This is a genomic window from Mesorhizobium sp. M2A.F.Ca.ET.046.03.2.1 (assembly GCF_003952425.1).
Classification (GTDB): Bacteria; Pseudomonadota; Alphaproteobacteria; order Rhizobiales; family Rhizobiaceae; genus Mesorhizobium.
Map to the genome: position 1 here is coordinate 982,066 of NZ_CP034449.1, position 20,493 is coordinate 1,002,558.

15 protein-coding genes and 4 pseudogenes are annotated in these 20,493 nt (G+C 63.4%); 6 read left to right on the forward strand and 13 right to left on the reverse strand.

Going from position 1 to position 20,493, the window contains the following annotated elements; all coding sequences use genetic code 11:
- Positions 1–11 precede the first annotated feature (11 nt).
- Together EJ072_RS04780 and EJ072_RS04785 are read left to right on the forward strand one after the other, a co-directional pair.
- A complete protein-coding gene (locus EJ072_RS04780; protein WP_126078787.1) occupies positions 12–1,094 on the forward strand; it encodes an aldo/keto reductase in 1,083 nt (360 codons plus the stop codon).
- Between the two features lie 49 nt (positions 1,095–1,143).
- Positions 1,144–1,727 (forward strand): annotated as a pseudogene (locus tag EJ072_RS04785) (intradiol ring-cleavage dioxygenase).
- An 83-nt stretch (positions 1,728–1,810) separates the two neighbouring features.
- Here EJ072_RS04785 and EJ072_RS04790 read toward each other — a convergent pair.
- Positions 1,811–2,551: an SDR family oxidoreductase gene (locus EJ072_RS04790; RefSeq protein ID WP_126078788.1), complete on the reverse strand. Its 741-nt coding sequence runs from the start codon at positions 2,549–2,551 to the stop codon at positions 1,811–1,813.
- 116 nt (positions 2,552–2,667) lie between these two features.
- Between EJ072_RS04790 and EJ072_RS04795 the strand changes: the two genes are divergently transcribed.
- The gene (locus EJ072_RS04795) at positions 2,668–3,312 is read left to right on the forward strand and encodes a TetR/AcrR family transcriptional regulator (protein ID WP_126078789.1); all 645 of its coding nucleotides are present in this window, start codon (positions 2,668–2,670) and stop codon (positions 3,310–3,312) included.
- A 27-nt stretch (positions 3,313–3,339) separates the two neighbouring features.
- On the opposite strand, the pseudogene EJ072_RS04800 reads toward EJ072_RS04795, so the two are convergent.
- From EJ072_RS04800 to EJ072_RS04820, 6 genes and pseudogenes are all read right to left on the reverse strand, one after another.
- A pseudogene (locus tag EJ072_RS04800) lies at positions 3,340–3,965 on the reverse strand (phospholipid methyltransferase).
- Entirely contained in the window at positions 3,959–4,600 is a 642-nt protein-coding gene (locus EJ072_RS04805; RefSeq protein ID WP_126078790.1) for a VTT domain-containing protein, read from the reverse strand. The pseudogene EJ072_RS04800 and the gene EJ072_RS04805 overlap by 7 nt, the downstream one beginning before the upstream one ends.
- A gap of 3 nt (positions 4,601–4,603) precedes the next feature.
- Positions 4,604–5,371 carry an SDR family oxidoreductase gene (locus EJ072_RS04810; RefSeq protein ID WP_348526525.1) on the reverse strand — a complete coding sequence of 256 codons (768 nt, stop codon included), beginning with the start codon at positions 5,369–5,371 and terminating at the stop codon, positions 4,604–4,606.
- Positions 5,372–5,394: 23 nt separating this feature from the next.
- The gene (locus tag EJ072_RS37460) at positions 5,395–5,568 is read right to left on the reverse strand and encodes a hypothetical protein (RefSeq protein ID WP_348526526.1); all 174 of its coding nucleotides are present in this window, start codon (positions 5,566–5,568) and stop codon (positions 5,395–5,397) included.
- 20 nt (positions 5,569–5,588) lie between these two features.
- Positions 5,589–5,957: a DUF1330 domain-containing protein gene (locus EJ072_RS04815; protein WP_126078791.1), complete on the reverse strand. Its 369-nt coding sequence runs from the start codon at positions 5,955–5,957 to the stop codon at positions 5,589–5,591.
- 490 nt (positions 5,958–6,447) lie between these two features.
- A complete protein-coding gene (locus tag EJ072_RS04820) occupies positions 6,448–7,371 on the reverse strand; it encodes an AraC family transcriptional regulator (RefSeq protein WP_126083506.1) in 924 nt (307 codons plus the stop codon).
- A 163-nt stretch (positions 7,372–7,534) separates the two neighbouring features.
- On the opposite strand from EJ072_RS04820, the gene EJ072_RS04825 reads away from it, so the two are divergent.
- Both EJ072_RS04825 and EJ072_RS04830 read left to right on the forward strand, forming a co-directional pair.
- A complete protein-coding gene (locus tag EJ072_RS04825; RefSeq protein ID WP_126078792.1) occupies positions 7,535–8,851 on the forward strand; it encodes an MFS transporter in 1,317 nt (438 codons plus the stop codon).
- Positions 8,852–8,957: 106 nt separating this feature from the next.
- A pseudogene (locus tag EJ072_RS04830) lies at positions 8,958–9,786 on the forward strand (SDR family oxidoreductase).
- Between the two features lie 261 nt (positions 9,787–10,047).
- Here the strand turns inward: EJ072_RS04830 and EJ072_RS04835 are convergent.
- The 4 genes from EJ072_RS04835 to EJ072_RS36510 all read right to left on the reverse strand — a co-directional run bounded on the left by EJ072_RS04835 (position 10,048) and on the right by EJ072_RS36510 (position 15,832).
- Positions 10,048–11,757, reverse strand: a complete 1,710-nt coding sequence (locus EJ072_RS04835) for an SEL1-like repeat protein (RefSeq protein ID WP_126078793.1) — start codon at positions 11,755–11,757, stop codon at positions 10,048–10,050.
- A gap of 1 nt (position 11,758) precedes the next feature.
- Positions 11,759–13,165 (reverse strand): HlyD family type I secretion periplasmic adaptor subunit, encoded by a 1,407-nt coding sequence (locus EJ072_RS04840; protein WP_126078794.1) that lies wholly within the window; start codon positions 13,163–13,165, stop codon positions 11,759–11,761.
- Positions 13,166–13,177: 12 nt separating this feature from the next.
- On the reverse strand, positions 13,178–15,478 hold the full coding sequence (locus EJ072_RS04845; protein ID WP_126078795.1) for a peptidase domain-containing ABC transporter: 2,301 nt from the start codon (positions 15,476–15,478) through the stop codon (positions 13,178–13,180).
- A gap of 189 nt (positions 15,479–15,667) precedes the next feature.
- Positions 15,668–15,832 (reverse strand): hypothetical protein, encoded by a 165-nt coding sequence (locus EJ072_RS36510; protein ID WP_210214170.1) that lies wholly within the window; start codon positions 15,830–15,832, stop codon positions 15,668–15,670.
- A 2,556-nt stretch (positions 15,833–18,388) separates the two neighbouring features.
- On the opposite strand from EJ072_RS36510, the gene EJ072_RS36310 reads away from it, so the two are divergent.
- The gene (locus EJ072_RS36310; RefSeq protein WP_210211627.1) at positions 18,389–18,751 is read left to right on the forward strand and encodes a hypothetical protein; all 363 of its coding nucleotides are present in this window, start codon (positions 18,389–18,391) and stop codon (positions 18,749–18,751) included.
- A gap of 48 nt (positions 18,752–18,799) precedes the next feature.
- On the opposite strand, the pseudogene EJ072_RS36515 reads toward EJ072_RS36310, so the two are convergent.
- Both EJ072_RS36515 and EJ072_RS04855 read right to left on the reverse strand, forming a co-directional pair.
- Positions 18,800–19,243, reverse strand: a pseudogene (locus EJ072_RS36515) (DUF4347 domain-containing protein); the annotation flags it as partial.
- Between the two features lie 88 nt (positions 19,244–19,331).
- The gene (locus EJ072_RS04855) at positions 19,332–19,646 is read right to left on the reverse strand and encodes a hypothetical protein (protein ID WP_126078796.1); all 315 of its coding nucleotides are present in this window, start codon (positions 19,644–19,646) and stop codon (positions 19,332–19,334) included.
- Positions 19,647–20,493 lie beyond the last annotated feature (847 nt).

Consider the following 20,493-nt stretch of genomic DNA (forward strand, 5'->3'; position numbering starts at 1 on the left):
GGAAGCCGCTCATGGCCCCCTCAAGAATAAATCGCCGCGGGTTCCTCGGCACATTGGGTGCAACTGCAACCGGGTTGGCGTTCGCCGCCCAGACCACCGTTGCGGCGCAGGCCCAGGATACAAGCTCGGCGGCCTCCGGCTCCAATCCCGAGGTGCTGACCCGCACCCTGCCCCGCACCGGTGAACGGGTGACCACGCTGGGCCTCGGTACCTTCCTCACCTTCGACCTGAAGCCCGGCGATAGCCGCGAGGACCTTCGGCAGGTGTTTGAAAGGTATGCAGCTGCAGGCGGTCGTGTGATCGACACCTCGCCGCTCTATGGCTCGGCCGAGGTCAGCGTCGGCCAGTTCATGGGCGAGTTCGAAGGCTCGGACGAGATATTTCTCGCCAACAAAGTCTGGGCCACGGGTGAATATCTCGGCGACGAAAGCCATGCGTTAGAAAGCTTCCGGCAGTCCCGGATGCGCACTTGGCGCGATACGATCAATCTTATGCAGTGCCACAGCATCACCAACGCGCCGGTTGTCATCCCGCTGATGAAATCCTGGAAGCAGGACGGCCTGATCCGCCACGTCGGAGTGACCCATCACGAGTCGGCTGCGCAGGAGCAACTGCTGGCGATCGTCGAACGCGGTGACGTCGATTTCATCCAGACCAACTACTCGATCTTCAATCGTGACGCCGAGCGCCGCCTGCTTCCGGTGGCCGCCGAAAAAGGCGTCGGCGTGCTGATCAATCTGCCGCTTGAAAAGGCACGCCTGATGAAGGTCGTCGAAGGACAGCCGCTTCCCGGTTTCGCCCAGGAATTCGGCGCGACGAGTTGGGCCCAGTTCTTCCTAAAATGGGTCATGGCGCATCCCGCGGTCTCCAGCGTGCTGTGCGGCACGTCGAATCCCGACCATATGAGCGACAATGTCCAGGCGATGACCGGCCCGCTTCCCGACACGCGTATGCGCGCCCGTATGGTCGCGCATATGGAGACGATCCCCGGCTTTGGCTCCATCGGCTCGATGCCCTGGTATCCAGGCAAGGAGAACATGTACTCCGGCCTCATCACGGAGGCGCAGGCCAACGCCGTGCAGCGGCTGCAATAACCGCCCCGGCCGGTTCATCAGCAACCTCATCGAATCCCGGAGACCGACCTTGCCCTCCACCCGACGCTCTCTTCTGACGGCCTTTCTGACACTGTCTCTTATCGATGCCGCCAGGATGAGGGCGTTCGCGCAAGCCGCACCCGAATTGCCGCTGACACTCTCCTACGACGATGGGGACGACCTCACGATCGAAAGGGAGGCCGGCCCCTTCTTCCGGCCGAACTCGCCGCTCGAACGCGATCTTTATCCCGGCGCGCCCGGTGGCGAGCGGATCACCGTCGCGGGGTTCGTCTTCGACAATCGCTGCCGGCCCCTCGCCGGCAGCCTCGTCGAAATCTGGCATGCGGATGAAAACGGCGCCTATGACAGCATCGGCTTCCGGCTGCGCGGCCACCAGTTCACGGATGTGCAGGGGCGCTGGTGGTTCAACACCATCGTGCCCGCGCTTTATCCCGGCCGAACGCGTCACTTCCATTTCAAGGTCCAGCGTCCTGGCGGCCGCGTCCTCACAACCCAGCTCTACTTTCCCGGAGAGCCCCGAAATGTCGGAGATCAGTCTTTCACGAAACACTCGTCCTCGACATGAAGCAAACCCGCGACGGACGGTTCGGCCGTTTCGACTTCGTAGTTTGACCGCAAGCAAAGGGCCTCAGCTGCCGAACCTGCGCCACGTCACGCAGCGCCGCCGGCAACTGGCAGATGTCGGCAGGGTCAGCTCAGGCGTTGAAGCCGGCATCTACATTCAGGACCGCACCCGTAATCAGACTTGCAGCGGGACCGGCAAGGAACGCGACGGCGCTCGCGACTTCACGGGGCTCGCCAAAACGGCCCAGCGACGTCAGGCTCCGCTGATAATCAGCATTCTCGCCATTGGCCGGGTTCATCTCCGTATCGGTCGAACCCGGCAGAACCAAATTTACGGTAATGCCCTGAGGGCCGAGTTCGCGCGAGAGGCCTCGCGTGAACGACAGCAGTGCCGACTTCGACATGGCGTAAGCCGTCACCCCTGGGAATGGAACACGCTCGGCAAGCGAGGAGCCGATGGAGACGATGCGGCCTCCTGATGAGAGGTGCGGGATCGCTGCCTGGGCAAAGAGGACTGGCGCGCGAACATTAACGTCCAGCATGGCCTGCAGGTCGACCAGCGACAGGTCCGCCGTCATTCCAGCCGTTCCGACGCCCGCGCTGTTGACCAGAATATCGAGGCCTCCAAACGCATCGACAGTCTCGGTGACGGCACGGCTGATAGCTTCCGGGTCGGCACTATCGGCTTGAATGGCGAGCCCCCGCTGTCCTTTCTCCTCGATCGAACCGACCACGGTCGCGGCCCGATCGGCAGAGCGCTGATAGGTAACGGCGACATCAGCCCCATGCTCGGCAAGCGCAATCGCGATCGCAGCCCCTATTCCCCGTGAGCCACCGTTCACCAGAGCCCGTTTTCCAAGCAAATTCATCATCCGTTCCTTTTATGCAGCGATCGCTGCATAAATCGATAGGCTCGTTGCAAAGCGCCGTCAACTGATTTATGCAGTGATCGATGTATAATAAGACTCAAGCTCCTCTGAACAGCCCAATGCCGACACGCCCCACACGCGGCCGGCCGCGGGAATTCGATCGCCTGGCCGCGCTCGCAGCCGCGACAAGGCTGTTCTGGATCAAGGGATACGAGGCGACCTCGATCGCCGATCTGACGGATGCGATGGGGATCGGAACAAAGAGCCTCTATGCGGCCTTTGGCTCGAAGGACACGCTCTACACGGAAGCGCTCCGATACTATTACACGACCTATGAGGGTTTGGTCTGGACGCGGTTCCGGAAGGCCTCGACGGCACGAGAGGCGGCGCTGGCATTTCTTCAGGACTCCGCCGTGGCCATGACGGGTGGAGATTGCGATCTGCCCCATGGGTGCATGGCGACGCTCGCTACCGTGGGCAGCGAAGGGCATTCCGAACTTGGCGAACTCATGCGGGCGACACGCGCGGGTGGTTTCGATCTCCTCAAAGCTCGCTTCGACAAAGCCAAAGGCGACGGGGATCTCCAGGCCATGGCAGACACGACCAAGCTGGCGAGGTTCGTGCAGACTGTACAAAGCGGCATGGCGATCCGCGCCCGTGATGGAGCAGATCGCGCTGAGCTCGCAGCCGTCGCGGAAATCGCCCTGTCTGGCTGGGACCATATCACCACTACGATTGGTCATGGGATCCAGCGCAAGGCTTGATCCTCGTGGCAACTATGGGCTGCCGTGTCAGCGATTGTCCGCCGTCGTGGGACGTACCCGGATTTCGGGGACACGCGGAGTCTTACGACGCTGAATGCGGTAGACGGCGGCAGGAGGCAAGTTTGCGAAGGTGCCGCCCAGATAGCTGGCCTCGAGGCCCAGCGGTCGAGCAGCGGTCGCGATACCGGACAGCGCGGGCCATATGTGAACTGATAAAACGCACCGTTCGCGCGAAGATGCGCGAAGGCTCCTTGCAGGATGGAATAGACCGCTCGCGGTGGCATCGACAAAAGCGGCAGGCCGCTGATCACGGCCCCTGCCGGGCTGTCACCAAAAAGCTCGATGTCGCGCAAGCGCGCCGCATCCATGCACAAGATCTTTGCGCGCGGGAAATCGGCGCTCAGCTTCGCGGCAAACTCGGCTCCCAATTCTATGAGCGCGAGGTTTTCTTCGGCGATCCCACGCCCTAACAGAGCGCGCGTGAACACGCCCGTTCCGGGACCGAGCTCGAGCACCGGTCCGGTCGCCGGGGAAATCTCCGACACGATCAAGGCCGCGAGCGCCCGTCCGGATGGTGTCACGGCCGCAACCCTGAGCGGTTCTGATAGCCATGCCCGGAAGAACTGAAGGGTCTCTGATGACCTGTTCAGCATGCTCGATCCTCGGAGGAAGTCCGGCGCCAATTGCTTCGCCCGAACAGCCGCCAGACCAGCATGGACAACGTCTCCACGCCAAGAACCAGGAGCAGGAGCTTAAGCGCGAAGGCAGATGCGTTGACGTCGGGGATCGACCGTGCGGCCGTGTAGCCCGCGGCGAGGAACGTGCCATTCCATAGCGCGACACCCAGCAGAGTGCCGGCGGCAAAGCGCCACGTGTCCAGGCGAACAACGGCAGCGGCCAGCGGCGCTACGAAGCGGACTGTAGGCACGATCTGGGCAATCAGGGACAGGCCCCTTCCGCGCGCTCGAAAGGAGGTCAGCATACCGTCGATGCGCGTCGATGGCTGACCCAGGAGTCGCCCGGTTCCATACAGGAGCTTGGCGGACACACCCTGTCCGACTGTCCGGACGACCAGAAACAGTGCAATACTGGCGACTACACTAGCGCAGGTAGTCATGATGAAAGCGGCGGGCAGCGACCAACTTCCTCCGGCCGCGGCCATGCCGATTGCAACCAGCAAGCCATGTGAAGGCAGAGCCGGGATGAAGCGTTCAGCCAGTCCGGCAGCGAACAAACCGAGCATCCCGTAAAAAGCGATCCAGTCGACGAGGCTTGCGAGCGGGTCCATCCGTCAGGCCTCCTGGATCGGAATGGCATGAAGAGGCGTCGTCGCTGCAGCGCCGAAATCGACGTCTGCCAGATTTTCCGAGACATCCCAAAGCCGGCGGGTGACATGCGGTTCCAATGCGGCCGCCGGAATTGCCGCCTCGCTCGGATAGCCGCGTGTCTCCGAAAGCCTGTCGGGACCGTAGTACCTGCCGCCGCGAGCATCAGGTGAGGTCGCCGCGAACAATGTGGGCAGTGCTCCCAGTGCCGCGGGCTGAAACAGAAACCACAAAACCGATCGCAAAAGGCCCTGGGCACTGTATCGCCCCGGTGCGTTGTGAAGAAGATCGGTTCGCGAAATCCCGGGATGGGCAGCAATACTCGTCAGGCCCCAGCCGGCTTCGTCGCTGCGGCGCTGAAGTTCGAGCGCGAACATCAGGCAGGCGAGCTTGGACTGCGCGTAGACGGGCATTGGCTGATAAGCCTTTTCGGCCTGAAGATCATCGAAATTGATAGCTGCATTCCGGCGCGCGGCGATACTGGACAGCGTGATCACACGAGGATCCCGCCCACGCCTGAGCAAAGGCAAAAGATGCGCACTCAGCGCGAAGTGGCCGAGATAGTTGGTCCCGAACTGAAGCTCGAAGCCATCCGCCGTGGTCTGGCGTTGCGGCGGCGTCATGACGGCGGCATTGTTGATCAGGGTGTCGATCCGCTCCCGGCTCTCGCGCAAGCGGTGGCCGAATGCGGCGACCGAGGCCAAATCTGCGAGATCAACAGGCTCGAAGCTCACGCTTGCCTGTCGCACCGACTGTCTTATGCGGGCAACGGCCTCATTTCCCTTGCGAGGTTTCGCCCGGCGATAATGACGTCGCCGCCGGCGCGCGCAAGCGCAAGTGCATCCTGGAAGCCGAGGCCACCGGTGCCCGTGACGACGATAGTCCTGCCGTTCTGGGACGGCATGTCCTGGGTGGTCCAATTCTTTCGCATCCGGAATCCTTTCGTTGCCTCTAGAAGGAAACCGTCTGGAGAGGCTGCAACACGGCCTCCGCAAGCGCCGCCTCGCGCATCGGTGCCGCCTTGTCCCGGTGGTCGGCATCCCTCGCCAAATCGGCAAATGCCTGCCGATTGGGGTAGCGGACGAGAGCAACCCCGTCCCAGGCCTGTCCGGGCTCTGCCGAAAGAGCCGTGAGGCCATTGCCTACATAGACTATCTCCGCTCCGAAACGAGCGACGATAGGTGTGGCGACAGCGAGGTAGTCCGCGTATCGCTCCCTGCCGCCGTCCTCTCGGAACCGCAGGAGATTCAACATGACGATGGCTTGTCCGTCGTCCTCTTTCAGGAAGCTATCGAGTGCATCTTCAATGAGTGTAAGCATACCAAGCTCGGATCTGGGGTCATTGACAGGTTCGGCCTGACGCTGCCGTTCGGGCATCAGTGCCGAACCGGCAACGCGCAGGTGGCGACCGGAAATCCAAGCTAAAGAGAGTGCCCGATGATCAGAATATCCGAACCTTCAAGAAACTTGCCTGTTCCTGCAGATGGGGGATACCTTCGGAAGGTCAGGTGCAGCTTTGGCCGCACAGACGACTGGAGGCCCACATGACGTCGGTCCGTCTGGCCGCCGTCAATGCGTAGATCGAGGATTACCCGCAGTCCTGGTTTTCCAGCCCGTTGTGCGGACTGTCTATCAATCCCTGCGGGACAAGCTGATGTTAAGCCCGCGCTTGGCGTAGGACCCGCAGCTAGCTGGAGGACATCGCCCGACAGCTCCGAGATGCCGCGCAACTTGACAAGCGATCAGACCACCAAAAGAGCTGCTCCTGGCAGTTGCCGGGAGCAGTCCCTCTCAGCACAAAGTGAGACAGCTACGCCGTCTGCACCCTGCGACCGACATATTCGCTATACATGCGCTGCTGATTCATGACGTCACGCTTCGGAGCAACGCCAAACATCCGGGAATATTCGCGGCTGAACTGGGACGCGCTCTCGTAGCCGACCTGATAGGCGGCGTCGGCGACGCTTGCATCTTCCATCACCATCAGGCGTCGCGCCTCGAGAAGGCGCAACTGCTTCTGGAACTGCAGCGGCGTCATCGAAGTCATCGCCTTGAAGTGCTGATGGAACGACGAAAGGCTCATTCGCGCCACTTCCGCCAATTCCTCCATACGCAGCGTCCGGGCGATATCTTCGTGCATGAGGTGGAGGGTTTTCGCGATCCGCGCAGCGTTCGACTCAGGCTCAGCCAACTTGCAGAGTTCACCGCCGTTCGGGCCGGTCAGGAGCCAGTAGCAGATCTCGCGCATGACGGACGGAAAAAGGATCGGGACCGCCTTGGGCGTGTCACACATCCGCAGAAGGCGAAGAACACACTCGGCCAGAGGGTCATCGACCTGCCGCACGAACAGGCATGGACCGGAGTTGGCGGGGGGCGCCGGCGGCGCTTCGAGCTGCTCCAGCACGTCGCGGATCATCGCCACGTCCAGTTCAAGCGTTAAACCGGTATACGGTGCATCGGGACTTGCCTCGACGATGTGCCCAGTCGCCGGCAGCGTCATGCCGACCGCCAGACACTCCATCGCGCCATAGCGAAGCGTGTCCTCCCCGAGGATGATTTCCTTCGCCCCCTGGAGCACGATGCAGATCGACGGCTTGTAAACCTGCCGCATCCGCATTCTCTCCTTGAAGGAACGGACGATATTGAAGCTGTCGATCGGCGTCGGGAACACGCCCTGCCCACCGCCCTGGGCCTCGATATAGGCGGTGATTGCCCCGAACAGCGATGGCGGCACACGCACCTCCGGAGGGTTGCGAGGCCAGCGCAGCACATGGCCCTCAATTGACAACCTATCGTCGCCTGCAGGATTGGGCAAGTTTTTTGAGGCTTCCGGCATTCTGATCATCAGACACTCCATCTAGCTTGAGGATGCGAACCAAGCGAGGAGTGCGTGGAACATGACAGAAGCCGCTGCGCGGTCAATAGACATACAGCGAAATTTTCCGCTCCTATCAGAGAATCGCTCAAATCAATATGTGCGCGGTTGGCGCGTGGTCGCGATTTTCATGGCACTGCTTCTTATTAATGCTTTCTCACAGATCGACAGAATACTTCCCTTCATCCTTGCTGAATCTATAAAGTCGGACCTCGGGTTGAGCGACACCCAGATGGGCCTACTTACAGGTCTCGCCTTCGCAGTCTGCTATTCGCTGCTGTCGTTGCCTCTCGCCCGGGCTTCAGATCGCGGATCGCCTCGCTTCGTCTTGGTTTCGTGCATTCTGCTCTGGAGCGCGATGACGGCGCTTGGCGGGTTTGCCGCAAGCTTTCTGCTGCTGGCGCTCGCGCGTTTCGGCGTCGCGTTCGGAGAAGCCGGCGCTGTGCCTGCCGGCCATGCCTTGATCGCCAGAAAGATCCGGCCCGAGCGCCGGGGCCTGGCGATCGGTCTTTTCGCGATGGGCATCCCACTCGGCACCATGGTCGGCTTCGCCGCCGGCGGGGCGATCGGCGATACGCTAGGATGGCGCACGGCCATGATCGGCGCCGGAGCGATCGGCGGGCTGATCGCCCTGTTGGCATTGGTTATCGTGGGGCCGACCCCGAAGCTCGATCGCACGGTCGCAAATAGCGAACCTTTCGTAGAATCCAGTCTCCGATTGTTGGCGTCCCCGGCGTTTCGCTGGCTGTTCATCGGCGCCATTTTCCTCGGCTTCGCCGCGACACCCTTCTACGCCTTCTCCGCTCCGTTTCTCATCCGCACGCACGGGTTTAGCGCGAGCGAGGTGGGACTGGCCTTTGGCCTCTTGCAGGGCCTGATGGGTATTATCGGCACGCTCCTGGGCGGACGCTGGTTCGACCGCGCGGTGAGCTCAGGCACTGGAAGGGTGCTCGGACCGCCTGCCATTCTCCTCCTGATCGCCAGCGCAACCACAAGTGCAGCCTTGTTCGCGCCGGCCGGTTGGTTGTCGATCGCCCTGTTGGTGCCGGGAATGCTGTCCTTCTCGTTCATGCTGCCATGGGCCTTCGGCGCTGCCCATCTCGTGGCCGGCGAGGATAAGCAAGCGCAGGCGTCCAGCCTCGTGATGATCGGCTCCGGCCTTCTTGGGCCGGCGCTCGGGCCTCTCATCGTCGGCATGGTCAGCGACGCGGTGGCAACTGCGCAGGGGCCCAATGGCCTTGGCTTTGGGCTGCTGGTCGTCCCGATCGCTAGCGTCCTGACAGGCATCGCCTTGCTGGTCGCAAACCGGCGCATTGCCGCCTCGCTGGGAAGGCGGTGACTCTCATCTCCTCCCGACCGGCCGACAAGCCCTGGCCCGCGAATCGCCGGGCGTGGCCGCAAATATCGCAAAGCAAACCACTCGTATCGACAAAGGGACCGTCGAAATGTCCAATGCTGACAGCTCACGCCGCGCCTTCATGGCCCTCGCGGCCGCCGCTCCTGTGGCTCTCGCCCTGGCAAGCACGGCTTCGGCGCAGGCAGCCATGGGCAGCCCAGCCGCTCTCCCAGGCGCCGGCAGGGCGGCCGTCGTCACCGGCTCGTCGCCAGGCATCGGCGCTGCCACCGCCATGCGTCTGGCGCGCGATGGTTTTGCCGTCACCGTTAACTACCTCACGAACCGGGAACTCGCCGCCCGCGGGGGGGCGCGCCATCGCTCGCCAGGCCGACGTCGCCGATCCCGCAGCGGTCAAGGCTCTTTTCGACGCCAACGACCAAGCGTTCGGGGGCGTCGATGTGGTGGTCAACAACGCTGGTGTCATGAACGTCGGCCCCTTCGCCCAGATGACGGACGCGGCCTTCGACCGAATGATGGCCACCAATGTCAAAGGCAGCTTCAACGTGCTGCGCGAAGCGGCGCGACGTACGCGTGACGGCGGCCGGATCATCAGCCTGGCCTCAAGCATCATCAAGACGCCACCTCCAGGTACGGGCGCGTATGCCGCCACAAAAAGCGCCCAGGTGCTCTTTTCCAGCGTCCTTGCGAAGGAACTGGCCGGTCGCAACATCTCGGTCAACGCAGTGGCGCCCGGCGCCGTCGACACGCAACTCCTCCGTCAGCACGGCGAAGAAGCGCTTCGCGGAATTCCCGAACAAACCCCCCTCGGTCGCCTGGGCCTGCCGGAAGACATCGCCAGCGTCATCGCGCTTCTCTGCTCGCAGGACGGTGCCTGGATCGACGCTCAAACCGTATTCGCGAATGGCGGGTTGGGGTGACGGAAAACCGCCTGCTGATTGCAAACTGGCGCATCGCCGCGTCGCTAGGATGGACCGCGGGGCAGTGGTCGTCTGCTTTCCGGCGATGGCAAAGCCGGGCTCAACGGCTGAAATAGGCGCAAAGCTGCCGTTACGCTACTTTTGTTGCTTTGCGGCAAGAAGCTGCCCATCAGCCGCAAATGGGGGCGGCGTCCAGCCCTAAGCCGGAATGGTCAACTGCTGCCGATAGAGTTTGGGTGCTTCTAGCCAGGCATACCTCTGCTATGCCCCGGCAAGCTCATCAGAGGCTTCCTCGACACCGCGTGCAGCAGCCCGTTCGAGCCAAATGCGAGCAGCAGCCGGGTCTTGATCGCCGGCAATGCCCCTGGAGAGATAGCGGCCAAGCATGAGTTGGGCATGTCCGTGGCCCCTTTCGGCGGCGGCTGCAAACCACTTCTGCGCCGCTTTGTAGTCGAGCGACACGCCCTGCCCGGTCTCATACAATGCGCCGATCGCGAACATCGCCCCGGCATGGCCTGCGGCGGCGGCTTGCTTGAAGAGATGTGCCGCGGCTATCAAAGAGCGTTCTCCGCCGCGGCCGTTGTAGAGCATTTCGGCAAGAGCCACCTGCGCATCGACGATGCCTGCCCCGGCCGCCCGCTCAAACCAGAGGCGGGCCTCCCTCTGGTCGGCCGCCATGCCCCGACCATCCTGTAGCATTCGGGCATACATGTATTGCGCCTCGGCCACGCCCTCGGCCGCGCGGGCTATCCAATGCGCTGCGCGCTCTTGATCCTTGCGCACACCAAGCCCGTTGGCGAAGCAGAGACCGAGATTGAACGCAGCGACCAGGTCGCCCGATGACGCACTTGCCCCGAACCATCCAGCTACGCTGATTTCATCATCTGGTTCGCCCCCACCGTCAAGAACCAGGTTTGCGAGATCAACCTGGGATTCACGATTGCCGCTGGCGGCGGCGGCACGCAGCAAGCGTGCACCTTCCTCGGCGTCCTTAGCCACGCCATTGCCCGACAGATAGAGCGATGCCAAGGCCCGGGCGGCCGGTTGGTGGCCCGCATCCGCGGCCCGCCGGTACCACGTCGCGGCCTCGGCATAGTCCCGCTGGGGGTTGCCGGCATAGAGTTCGCCGACGCGATAAGCGGCATCGACATTTCCCGTCAGCGCGGCGCGGCGCATCCAGGCTTCCCCAGCGACGGCATCCTGATCCACCAGGCTACCCTCGATCAGGGCTAGCGCGAGCCGGAATTGAGCGGATGCGTGCCCATTCTCTGCGGCCTCTCGATAGAGTCTCTGAGCCGCTTCCAGATCGACGGGCACGCCCACTCCGTGCTCGCTGAGGATGGCAAGCAGATAGAGCGCAGTCGGCAGGCCGGCATCCGCGGCGCGCCGGACCTCGGCGGCAATCCTGGCTCGCTGCTCCGGTTGCCGCAGCCGGGCCAAGGAAAGGGCAAAGCCGAGGCATCCTTCAGGACAGCCGGCCGCCGCGGACTTCTCGTACCAGCCATGCGCTGCATCGAGATCGCGCATCGCCTTGGGCCCTTTGCTCAGGATGTAGCCAATTAGTGCCTGCCCTGTTGCAGAGCCCGCCTCAGAGGCCTTCCGCGCGAGTTCGAGCGCTGCCGTGAAGTCCGACTCTCGCGAGGAATCCCGTTCGAACAAGCCTTCGGAACCTGATTCCTTGCCTGCAAGCCCTGCTATGCACAGCGCGGCAAGCAGCGCCTGCGCATCGGGACTGCCGCGATTGGCCGCTCGCCGCAGCCAACGCGCCCCTTCCGAGTGGCTCGGCGGGACGCCGGTGCCCTCCAAGTAGCAACGGCCGACCCGATATTGTGCCTCCACAATGCCGGCGCCTGCCGCGATAGCCATCAGCGCAAATGCCTCCGCAAGCCTGCCGCTGTCGGAAAGCTGGATCGCCCGGCGAAGCGCCAGCGCGGGACGGAAGCGTCCAGTCAGGCGGTCGAGGATAGCCATCCTAGGGCTCCCGCATCGCTTCCTGTCCAATCGGCAGCATGGCGCCAAGCATGTATTTCAGCACGGTACGCCGGCCGACCTTGACATCGGCGGTGACAGGCATGCCGGGGCTGATCGCGAAACCAGCTGGCAGGCTGTGGAGGGCGACATCGTCGATCGAGATCTGCGTGCGATAGAATTGATCGGTATCCGCCGGAAGCATGGCCAGCGAGCTGTTTGGATCGCGTGCCTGCTCCCTGGCCGAGAATGAATCCGGGCTGACTGTGCGAACAGTGCCGTGAGCCACGCCATATTGCGAATAGGGGAAGGTATCGAATTTGATGGCCACGGGATCGCCGACATGGACGAAGCCGCTGCTGCGTCCGACGATGTTGGTCTCGACCTCAAGCACCGCATCGGCGGGAACCAGCGTGATCAAGCGCTCGCCGGACTGCAGGACCGCGCCGACGGAAACCTTGGCCACCGATTGAACCGTGGCGTCGGCCTCGCTTTTCAACTCCACCAACTGCTTGCGCAGCTTCGCCTTGTTGAAAAGCTCGCGGGCATCCGACATGCGCGAGTGGGCTTCCGACAGGCTCTGCGAGACGTCGGCACGCCAGCTTTGAATGTAGCCGTTGCGCTCTGCATCGACCGCTGCCTGCTGGCGCTTGGCGGCCTCGGTCGTCTGCACGGCGTTGGCGAGCGATCGTGACATCTCCGCCGAATTGTCCTCGGCGAGAAGCGTGTTGAGACGGCTCCCAACCTGTCTTTCTTCGAGTTGCTGGCGCATCTTTTCGATCGACGCTGCGACGGCGAGCCGCTGCCGATAGCCGTCTGCATCGGACTGGGAGCGCGAGATGACGGAGCTCAACTCGTCACGCTGCCGGTCGAAGCTTTCCAGCTTGGCATCGTAGACCGCCTTGCGCCGATCGAAGATCGAGGCCTGCAATGTCCAGCTTGGGTCTAGTCCATCATAGCTGAACGGCTTGCCGTCGGCTTCCGCCCTCAGGCGCGCCACTTCGGCTTCGAGCGTGGCGACCTGGGTGGCCAGCGCGGTAAGGTCCGCCGAGGCGAAGGTGGCATCGAGGCGCGCCAGCAACTGGCCCGCCTTCACACGCTGCCCCTCGCGCACCTCGATCGAGCGGACGATCGCAGTCTCCAAGGGCTGGACGACGATGTTGGGCGATTGCGAGACTACCAGCCCCCGTGTTGTGACAACCTGGTCGACAGGGATCAGCGCTGCGAGCGCGATCAAGGCGACGACCATGCTGGAGATGATCCAGACGATGCTGCGTGCGACCCGTGGAATGGGCGCGTTGACGACCGCCGTCGATGGCCACTGGAATTCGAGGATGGCAGGCGCCGTCGGATCGCCGGCCTCTCGCCGGCGCCGGCGGACAGGAAGGGTTGAATAGGTTGTGCTGCTCATGGCCGGCCCAATCTAAGCAAGCCTGGGCGGAACGGCCGCCAAGCGGCCGTGCCGACCGTCAAGATGTCGGTTTTGCTGCAGCCAAAGCTGGCGGTAGAGTGCGCATCGTTCGAGCAGTGTCGCGTGCGGCGCGACGTCGAGCACCTTGCCCTGGTCCATGACCAGGATCTGGTCGCATTCGGTCAGCGAGGCGAGCCGATGGGAAACGATGATCATCGTGCGCCCGCTGGCGATTCGCATGAGATTAGAGCTGACCACGGCCTCGCTCTCCGGATCGAGCGCGCTCGTCGCCTCGTCGAGGATCAGGATGGTCGGATCATGGATCAGCGCGCGGGCGATTGCCAGCCGCTGCTTCTGGCCGCCGGAGAGGTTGGGGGAGCCTTCCTCGATATAGGTGTCGTAGCCGTTCGGCATGCGTTCGATGAACTCGGCGGCGCCCGCCAGTTGAGCGGCACGCATGGCGTCGGACAGCGTCAGGCCGGGACGGCCGGCAATGATGTTGTCCCGGATCGAGCCGCGGAACAGAAAATTGTCCTGGAGGACGACGCCCAGTCCCTGGCGAAGGTGACGAAGATTGATTTCCTTGAGGTCGACCCCATCGAGCTTGAGGAAGCCGCTGTAGTCGCGATTGATCCCCTGCAACAGCCGGGCAATCGTCGATTTGCCCGAACCGCTGCGGCCGACAATGCCGAACATCGTGCCGGCCGGAACGTCGAAGTTGACACGGTCGAGCGCCGGTGTCTTGGTGCCGATATAGCTGAAGGTCAGATCGTTGAATTTGATCTCGCCGACCAGCTTTGGCCGCAAACCGGCGGAATTGGAACTGCTTTCCAAGGGGCGGTTGAGGACCGAAGCGGTTTCGCCGATTGCCGCGCCCACCTCCTCATAGTCCTCGACCAGCCGCGCCAGGCCGACCAGCGGCTGGGCGACGCGCTGTGCGATCATCATGAAGGCGAACAGGCTGCCGACCATATAGCCCGACCCATCGCTCATCGCGAGATAGGCGCCGATCAGCATAGTGCCGAGGACCATGACACGTTCGATCGGCGTGACCAGGGTCTGCGGCCAGTTCGCCAGTTGCCCGAAGGCGAGACGCGCCTTGCCTGCGTCGGCCACGCGTTCGTCCCATAGCGCCTTGCGCTGCGGCTCGAGACCGAGCGCCTTGACGGTCTTGATGCCGACGACGGTTTCGCCGAGCGCGGCTGCCTTCCAGGTCTCGGCGTCGACCACGCTCTGGTAGCGTCGGCGCAATGGCGCAAGGAAGGCGAAGATGATCGCCATGATCACGACCGCGCAGGCGAGCACCATCCACGCGAGCGTCGCGTTGATGTAGAATATCACCGGGATCAGGACGCAGAGCGTGATCAGGTCCAGGAACGTGCTGAGCAGCTTTCCGGTCAGGAACTCGCGGATGCGATAGATCTGCGCGAGGTGGTACATCGTCTCACCCGCCGGGTGACGCTCGAAATAGTCGAGCGGCAGACGCAGCAGCCTGCCGAAGACATGCAGATTGAGCTTGGTGTCCAGGCGGGCGCCGACGACGTTGATGATCAATCGTCGCGCATGGCCGAGCAGCGTCTCGTAGGCGAAGACGACGGCGATGACCGCGGAGAGGAGGACTAGGGTCGAGACACTGCTGAACTGCAGCACCTTGTTGACCACCGTCATGACGATGAGGGGCGGCAGAATGGTGAGGATGCTCAGCGTGAACGAGGCGATGCCGATGTCGCGCAGCGGCCGGCTCTCGAGTCGCACCAGATCGACCAGCCAGGCGAAGGTGAATGGCGCGTCCGCCGCAATGTAGGAGCGCGCCGCCCGCAACAGGATCGCCTCGCCCGACCATACCTGCAGCAGGCGGAGCTCGTCGATCGGCACGGCGTCCGCGTCATCGGGCGCATCGACGCTTCTGAGCAGAACGACATTTTGCTCGGCGCTCGCTCCGATGAGGAGACCGGCTCCGCCATCATTGAACAGCAGGACGATCGGACCAGTGTGCTCGAAGCGCAAGAGATGTGACCAGCGTATGCGGAGCGCGCGCGACCACATTCCGGCGTTCTGCGCCCATTGCGAGAGATCGGAGGCGTTTGGAACCGAGGCCGCGCTTGTCGCCCTGAATTCGTTCGGGTCAAGCTCGACGCCGTGATAGCGGGCGACCTGCAGCATTGCCTTGAGGCGCGGCCCGATGCCGTCAAACGCGGGGGGCCCGCCGGGGATCCGCTTCGCCGCGCTCTCAATCCCGCCGTCCCTGTCCGCTTTCACGTCCGCACGGATCGGGACCGGCTGGGCTTCGGTGTTTCGAGGCACGCTTACCATGCACTCCCCCTGCGACCCACAAGCGAGGGTTCGTGGACGCTCCCGGCACACCGCCTCGGCCAGAGCTTCCGGCAAGTTCCATCATAGCCTGAACAGTCTTGGAGGACGAGCCCTTGGCCCCTGTCCCGGACGTGCGTATGCGGGCCCTGCGTTTCCGCGGGACCCGCATGCATTGTTTTCGAACAACACTCAGCCATTCGGCTTCAGAATATCCTTCAAAGCCTTGTTCAGCGTATCGTCGGTCTGGCCGTAGCCGGCACCCTGCTTGCCCTTGTCCGAAGTCAGGTCGGAAGTCGCGCCGGACGGCTTGTTCTGGTTCTGGCCGAAGCCCTTGACCGTGTTGAGAACGTTCAAGAGATCGGTCGTCGCCGAACCGACGGCCTGGCTGACGAGGTCCTTGAACGAACCGGAGCCGCCATTGCCGTCCGAGCCGGATTGCAGGAACTGCTTGGTGTCCGTCAGCCCCAGCGTGCTGGCCGTGACGTTGGCACCGCCGCTGTGGCCAGGCGCGCCGTCGTTGTCGGTGCCGTCATTGTCGTGACCCTTGCCGGGGTTGCTGCTGTCGCTTCCGTCTGGATCATTGCCGCCACCATTGTTGCCATGCTCGGTGTGGCCGGTCCCGCCTCCGTGGCTTCCGGTTGCGCCAGTCGGACCAGGCGCACCCGTGGCTCCGGTGGCTCCCGTTCCACCTGTAGCTCCGGTCGCACCGGTCGCTCCAGTCGCGCCAGTCGCTCCAGTGTCACCGGTCGAGCCAGTGGCACCCGTTGCTCCGGTCGAACCCGTCGCTCCGGTGGCTCCAGTTGCGCCTGTGGCTCCGGTGGCTCCAGTCGCGCCAGTCGCTCCAGTGTCACCGGTCGAGCCGGTGGCACCCGTTGCTCCGGTCGAACCCGTCGCTCCGGTGGCTCCGGTCGCACCGGTGGCACCCGTCGAACCCGTTGCTCCAGTCGCCCCGGTGGCTCCGGTCGCACCTGTAGCTCCGGTCGAACCCGTTGCTCCAGTCGCCCCGGTGGCTCCAGTCGCGCCTGTGGCCCCGGTCGCACCCGTTGCTCCAGTCGCCCCGGTGGCTCCAGTCGCGCCTGTGGCCCCGGTGGCTCCGGTCGCGCCTGTGGCTCCAGTCGACCCCGTCGCTCCAGTCGCCCCGGTGGCTCCAGTCGCACCTGTGGCACCGGTCGAGCCCGTTGCTCCGGTTGAACCCGTCGCTCCGGTGGCTCCTGTTGCACCTGTGGCTCCGGTCGAACCGGTGGCACCGGTCGAGCCAGTCGACCCGGTCGAACCAGTCGCTCCGGTTGCACCCGTGGCTCCAGTCGAGCCCGTAGCTCCAGTTGCGCCTGTGGCTCCGGTCGAACCGGTCGCTCCAGTCGCACCCGTGGCTCCGGTCGAGCCAGTCGCTCCGGTCGCGCCAGTTGCTCCGGTCGAACCCGTTGCTCCGGTCGAACCCGTAGCGCCCGTCGAGCCAGTGGCTCCGGTCGATCCAGTCGCTCCGGTTGCACCCGTGGCTCCGGTCGAACCTGTGGCTCCGGTCGCACCCGTGGCTCCAGTCGAGCCCGTAGCTCCAGTTGCGCCTGTGGCTCCGGTCGATCCAGTAGCTCCGGTTGCACCCGTGGCTCCGGTCGAACCTGTGGCTCCGGTCGCACCCGTGGCTCCAGTCGAGCCCGTAGCTCCAGTTGCGCCTGTGGCTCCGGTCGAACCAGTCGCTCCAGTCGCACCCGTTGCTCCGGTCGAGCCAGTTGCTCCGGTCGAACCCGTTGCTCCGGTCGAACCCGTAGCGCCCGTCGAGCCGGTGGCTCCAGTTGCGCCTGTGGCTCCGGTCGAACCAGTCGCTCCAGTCGCACCCGTTGCTCCGGTCGAGCCAGTCGCTCCGGTCGCGCCAGTTGCTCCGGTCGAACCCGTTGCTCCGGTCGAACCCGTAGCGCCCGTCGAGCCGGTGGCTCCGGTCGAACCCGTTGCTCCAGTCGCACCCGTTGCTCCGGTCGAGCCTGTAGCGCCCGTCGAACCAGTGGCTCCGGTCGAACCTGTGGCACCGGTCGAGCCTGTAGCGCCCGTCGAGCCAGTGGCTCCGGTCGAACCAGTCGCTCCAGTCGCACCCGTTGCTCCAGTCGAGCCTGTGGCTCCGGTCGAACCCGTAGCGCCCGTCGAGCCAGTGGCACCTGTCGCTCCAGTTGAACCGGTCTCACCCGTGGCACCGGTCGAACCCGTAGCACCGGTGGCACCGGTTGCGCCCGTGGAGCCGGTGGCCCCTGTAGCACCCGTATCGCCTGTTGCTCCGGTCGCTCCGGTCGCACCCGTGGCTCCAGTCGCGCCCGTGTCGCCCGTGGCACCAGTTGCGCCGGTCGCGCCTGTCGAGCCCGTGGCACCGGTCGCGCCCGTGGAGCCCGTGGTCCCTGTAGCACCTGTATCGCCTGTTGCTCCGGTCGCACCCGTGGCTCCAGTCGCGCCCGTATCGCCCGTGGCACCAGTTGCGCCGGTCGCGCCTGTCGAGCCCGTGGAACCAGTCGCGCCCGTGGAGCCCGTGGTCCCTGTAGCACCTGTATCGCCTGTTGCTCCAGTCGCACCCGTGGCTCCAGTCGCGCCCGTATCGCCCGTGGCACCAGTTGCGCCGGTCGCGCCTGTCGAGCCCGTGGAACCAGTCGCACCGGTGGCTCCAGTCGCGCCTGTATCGCCTGTTGCCCCGGTTGCGCCCGTGTCACCAGTTGCGCCGGTCGCACCAGTCGAGCCAGTGGATCCGGTCGAACCAGTCGAGCCAGTTGAACCCGTGGAACCGGTCGAACCCGTGTCACCAGTTGCCCCGGTTGCGCCCGTAGCACCCGTTGCTCCGGTCGCGCCCGTGGCGCCAGTAGCGCCCGTCGCACCCGCAGGGCCCGTTGCGCCCACCGAGCCAGAACTTGTGATTGTTAAAAGGCCACCATTGAAGTGATTGCCATCGTTGCCCGGAGCGCCGACTTGGTTGATGGGAGCGGTGTCGAAATCGTAACCTGGTTGGTCACCCGCGGTGTTGAGGTCAACGTCGGCGACGGGACTCAGCGTGCCGTATTGGCGAAAGCCCGAATCATAGATAAGATAAGTATGAGTAATATCCGGAACCGTTATGGTTACGGCAAAATTCGGCGCTACGCCGTTAGCGGAGGAATTAAGAACAAATGTGCCGACGATCGTATCGTCAGCAATAGTTGCTGTATTATTTGTATCGATAAGATAGTATGTATTAATACTTTTACTGCTGCCAGCATCTGTAAAACCGGCGAGTGTAAGGTCGCCCGATTCAAGTACCCCTGAGTAATTTGCTACGCCAGCTGAAGTGATCGGCGGCAAGGGCGAGGTCGCATAGTGCGGGAGTCCCCAAGACCCACCCAGATTCGCCGCGCCAACCAGCGACCTGGATGCACAAACCTCGGCGCCTACGGCTTCTTCCAATGCCTCGAGGAACCTTTCGCCGACATTCCCCAATGCCGCCGAGCAACTCCATAGCCGCAGTTGGCCATCCGCGGCGAGCGCTTTGCCGATGGCGGCGAAATCCTGGTCGCTTTCCTTCAACGTGGCGGCGGACCACTCCCCTGCGGCGAATTGGACCCGTCCCGGCGCGCCGTGAGCGATGATGTGGACTGCGTCGAGCCCTTTGTGGCCATCGAGGGCGGCGGCGATCTGCTGCGCCGGCGGTCGGCCGCTGTTGAGCACGACAGCCCGGACTTCAGGCCTCAAATTGCCGAGAACGGTCTGCAGGTCGGAGATTGAAGGATCCACAAAAAGAATTTCAGAGGCACGGGCCATAACTGGCTCCTGTTGGCTTTGAATTCAATTCAAGGGGAAACCGCCCACCGGTTTGGCAGGCGAGAGGGAACAATGAGATTGGACGCGATCACCTCGCTGACGGCCCGACGGCACCGCCGGGCCGCGGAACGACAGGTGTTTCCACGCGCAGGAAGCTGGCGACCTGGAAATTGCCGCCGTCGTCAAACGTGCCGATCGCCAACGAGCCGGCGGTGCTCGGAACCTTGACGTTAAGGGAGACAGCGAGGCTTCGCTTGACCGTCTTGGGGAGGTTGACCTGACCGACGATGGCGCTCTTGGTCGTGTCGAGCACGAAATATGTCACGTTCCCGGTATCGTCGCCGATGGGCAAGACACCCCGAACAGCGACATCCATGACGGCAAAGCCTGCTGTATAGCTCATCACGTCCTCCTCGATCCGTTGCGGCTCGCGCCGCCGTTCTTTCGTTTCGTAGCTTTGGGTTTCAGTCAGTAGCCGAGCACCCGCGGCGAGTCCCTGCTGACCACGGTGGCGGGAACAAAAGGTCGTCCAAGTTCATGAAAGCGCTCCCGTGCCGGGATGCCCTGAGGGCAAGTGGCTAGCGGTGGCGGAGCGACCGACGCGGGCAGCTTGGTTCGAATGAGCCTGGGGCATGTCGAAGCGGGAACTCGCGTCGACGCGACGCCGCTTGGCGGGCGATACTAACCGGACCACTGTCAACTCCATCACGCGTGCCGCGATTTCTCGACGACGAAATGCAAGGAGCCGACCACTCGCAACGGAATATCACTCGGGAGATCGAGGCCTGGACCACAGATTTCAGGCCAATCGGCGGAACGTTCGCTCGACACCACAAGCACCGCGCCCTCACGGGTGAAGTGGCTTTGCTCCCGGATCCTTTCCTAGCTTTGCGGACACGCGCGGACAGGCGGTCCTCCCGCCCAATCCGAGGCTACTCTCAGTTGCATTAGATATTAGTAAATGCGAAATTTATAAAATTGTAAATGGCTTGGTTTACACTTTATGAACGGAAGTTCGCTTGGTAGAGTCTCGCCTGGCGTCTTCGAAATGACAGCTCGGGGACCCGAACCCTTTGAAAATCCGAGGCTTAAATCCGGCCATTTCGCTCGCTAAAAATTGAGCACCATCATACAAATGGTTGAGGCTTCACGGGCGCGGGATGGGGCATGAGGGTTGGATGAGTCCTCATCTGAAAGGATTGCTGTCCTGGATGGTACAGCAGTGCAACTATAGTTGCGTCGGCGGGGGA

Excerpts from the sequence above, each read along its gene's own strand:
- EJ072_RS04805 (WP_126078790.1), bottom strand. The coding sequence starts at position 4,600 with ATGGACCCGCTCGCAAGCCTCGTCGACTGGATCGCTTTTTACGGGATG.
- EJ072_RS37460 (WP_348526526.1), bottom strand. The coding sequence starts at position 5,568 with ATGCGAAAGAATTGGACCACCCAGGACATGCCGTCCCAGAACGGCAGG.
- EJ072_RS04815 (WP_126078791.1), bottom strand. The coding sequence starts at position 5,957 with ATGCTTACACTCATTGAAGATGCACTCGATAGCTTCCTGAAAGAGGAC.
- EJ072_RS04825 (WP_126078792.1), top strand. The coding sequence starts at position 7,535 with ATGACAGAAGCCGCTGCGCGGTCAATAGACATACAGCGAAATTTTCCG.
- EJ072_RS04845 (WP_126078795.1), bottom strand. The coding sequence starts at position 15,478 with ATGGTAAGCGTGCCTCGAAACACCGAAGCCCAGCCGGTCCCGATCCGT.
- EJ072_RS04835 (WP_126078793.1), bottom strand. The coding sequence starts at position 11,757 with ATGGCTATCCTCGACCGCCTGACTGGACGCTTCCGTCCCGCGCTGGCG.
- EJ072_RS04855 (WP_126078796.1), bottom strand. The coding sequence starts at position 19,646 with ATGAGCTATACAGCAGGCTTTGCCGTCATGGATGTCGCTGTTCGGGGT.
- EJ072_RS04795 (WP_126078789.1), top strand. The coding sequence starts at position 2,668 with ATGCCGACACGCCCCACACGCGGCCGGCCGCGGGAATTCGATCGCCTG.
- EJ072_RS04840 (WP_126078794.1), bottom strand. The coding sequence starts at position 13,165 with ATGAGCAGCACAACCTATTCAACCCTTCCTGTCCGCCGGCGCCGGCGA.
- EJ072_RS04780 (WP_126078787.1), top strand. The coding sequence starts at position 12 with ATGGCCCCCTCAAGAATAAATCGCCGCGGGTTCCTCGGCACATTGGGT.
- EJ072_RS04790 (WP_126078788.1), bottom strand. The coding sequence starts at position 2,551 with ATGATGAATTTGCTTGGAAAACGGGCTCTGGTGAACGGTGGCTCACGG.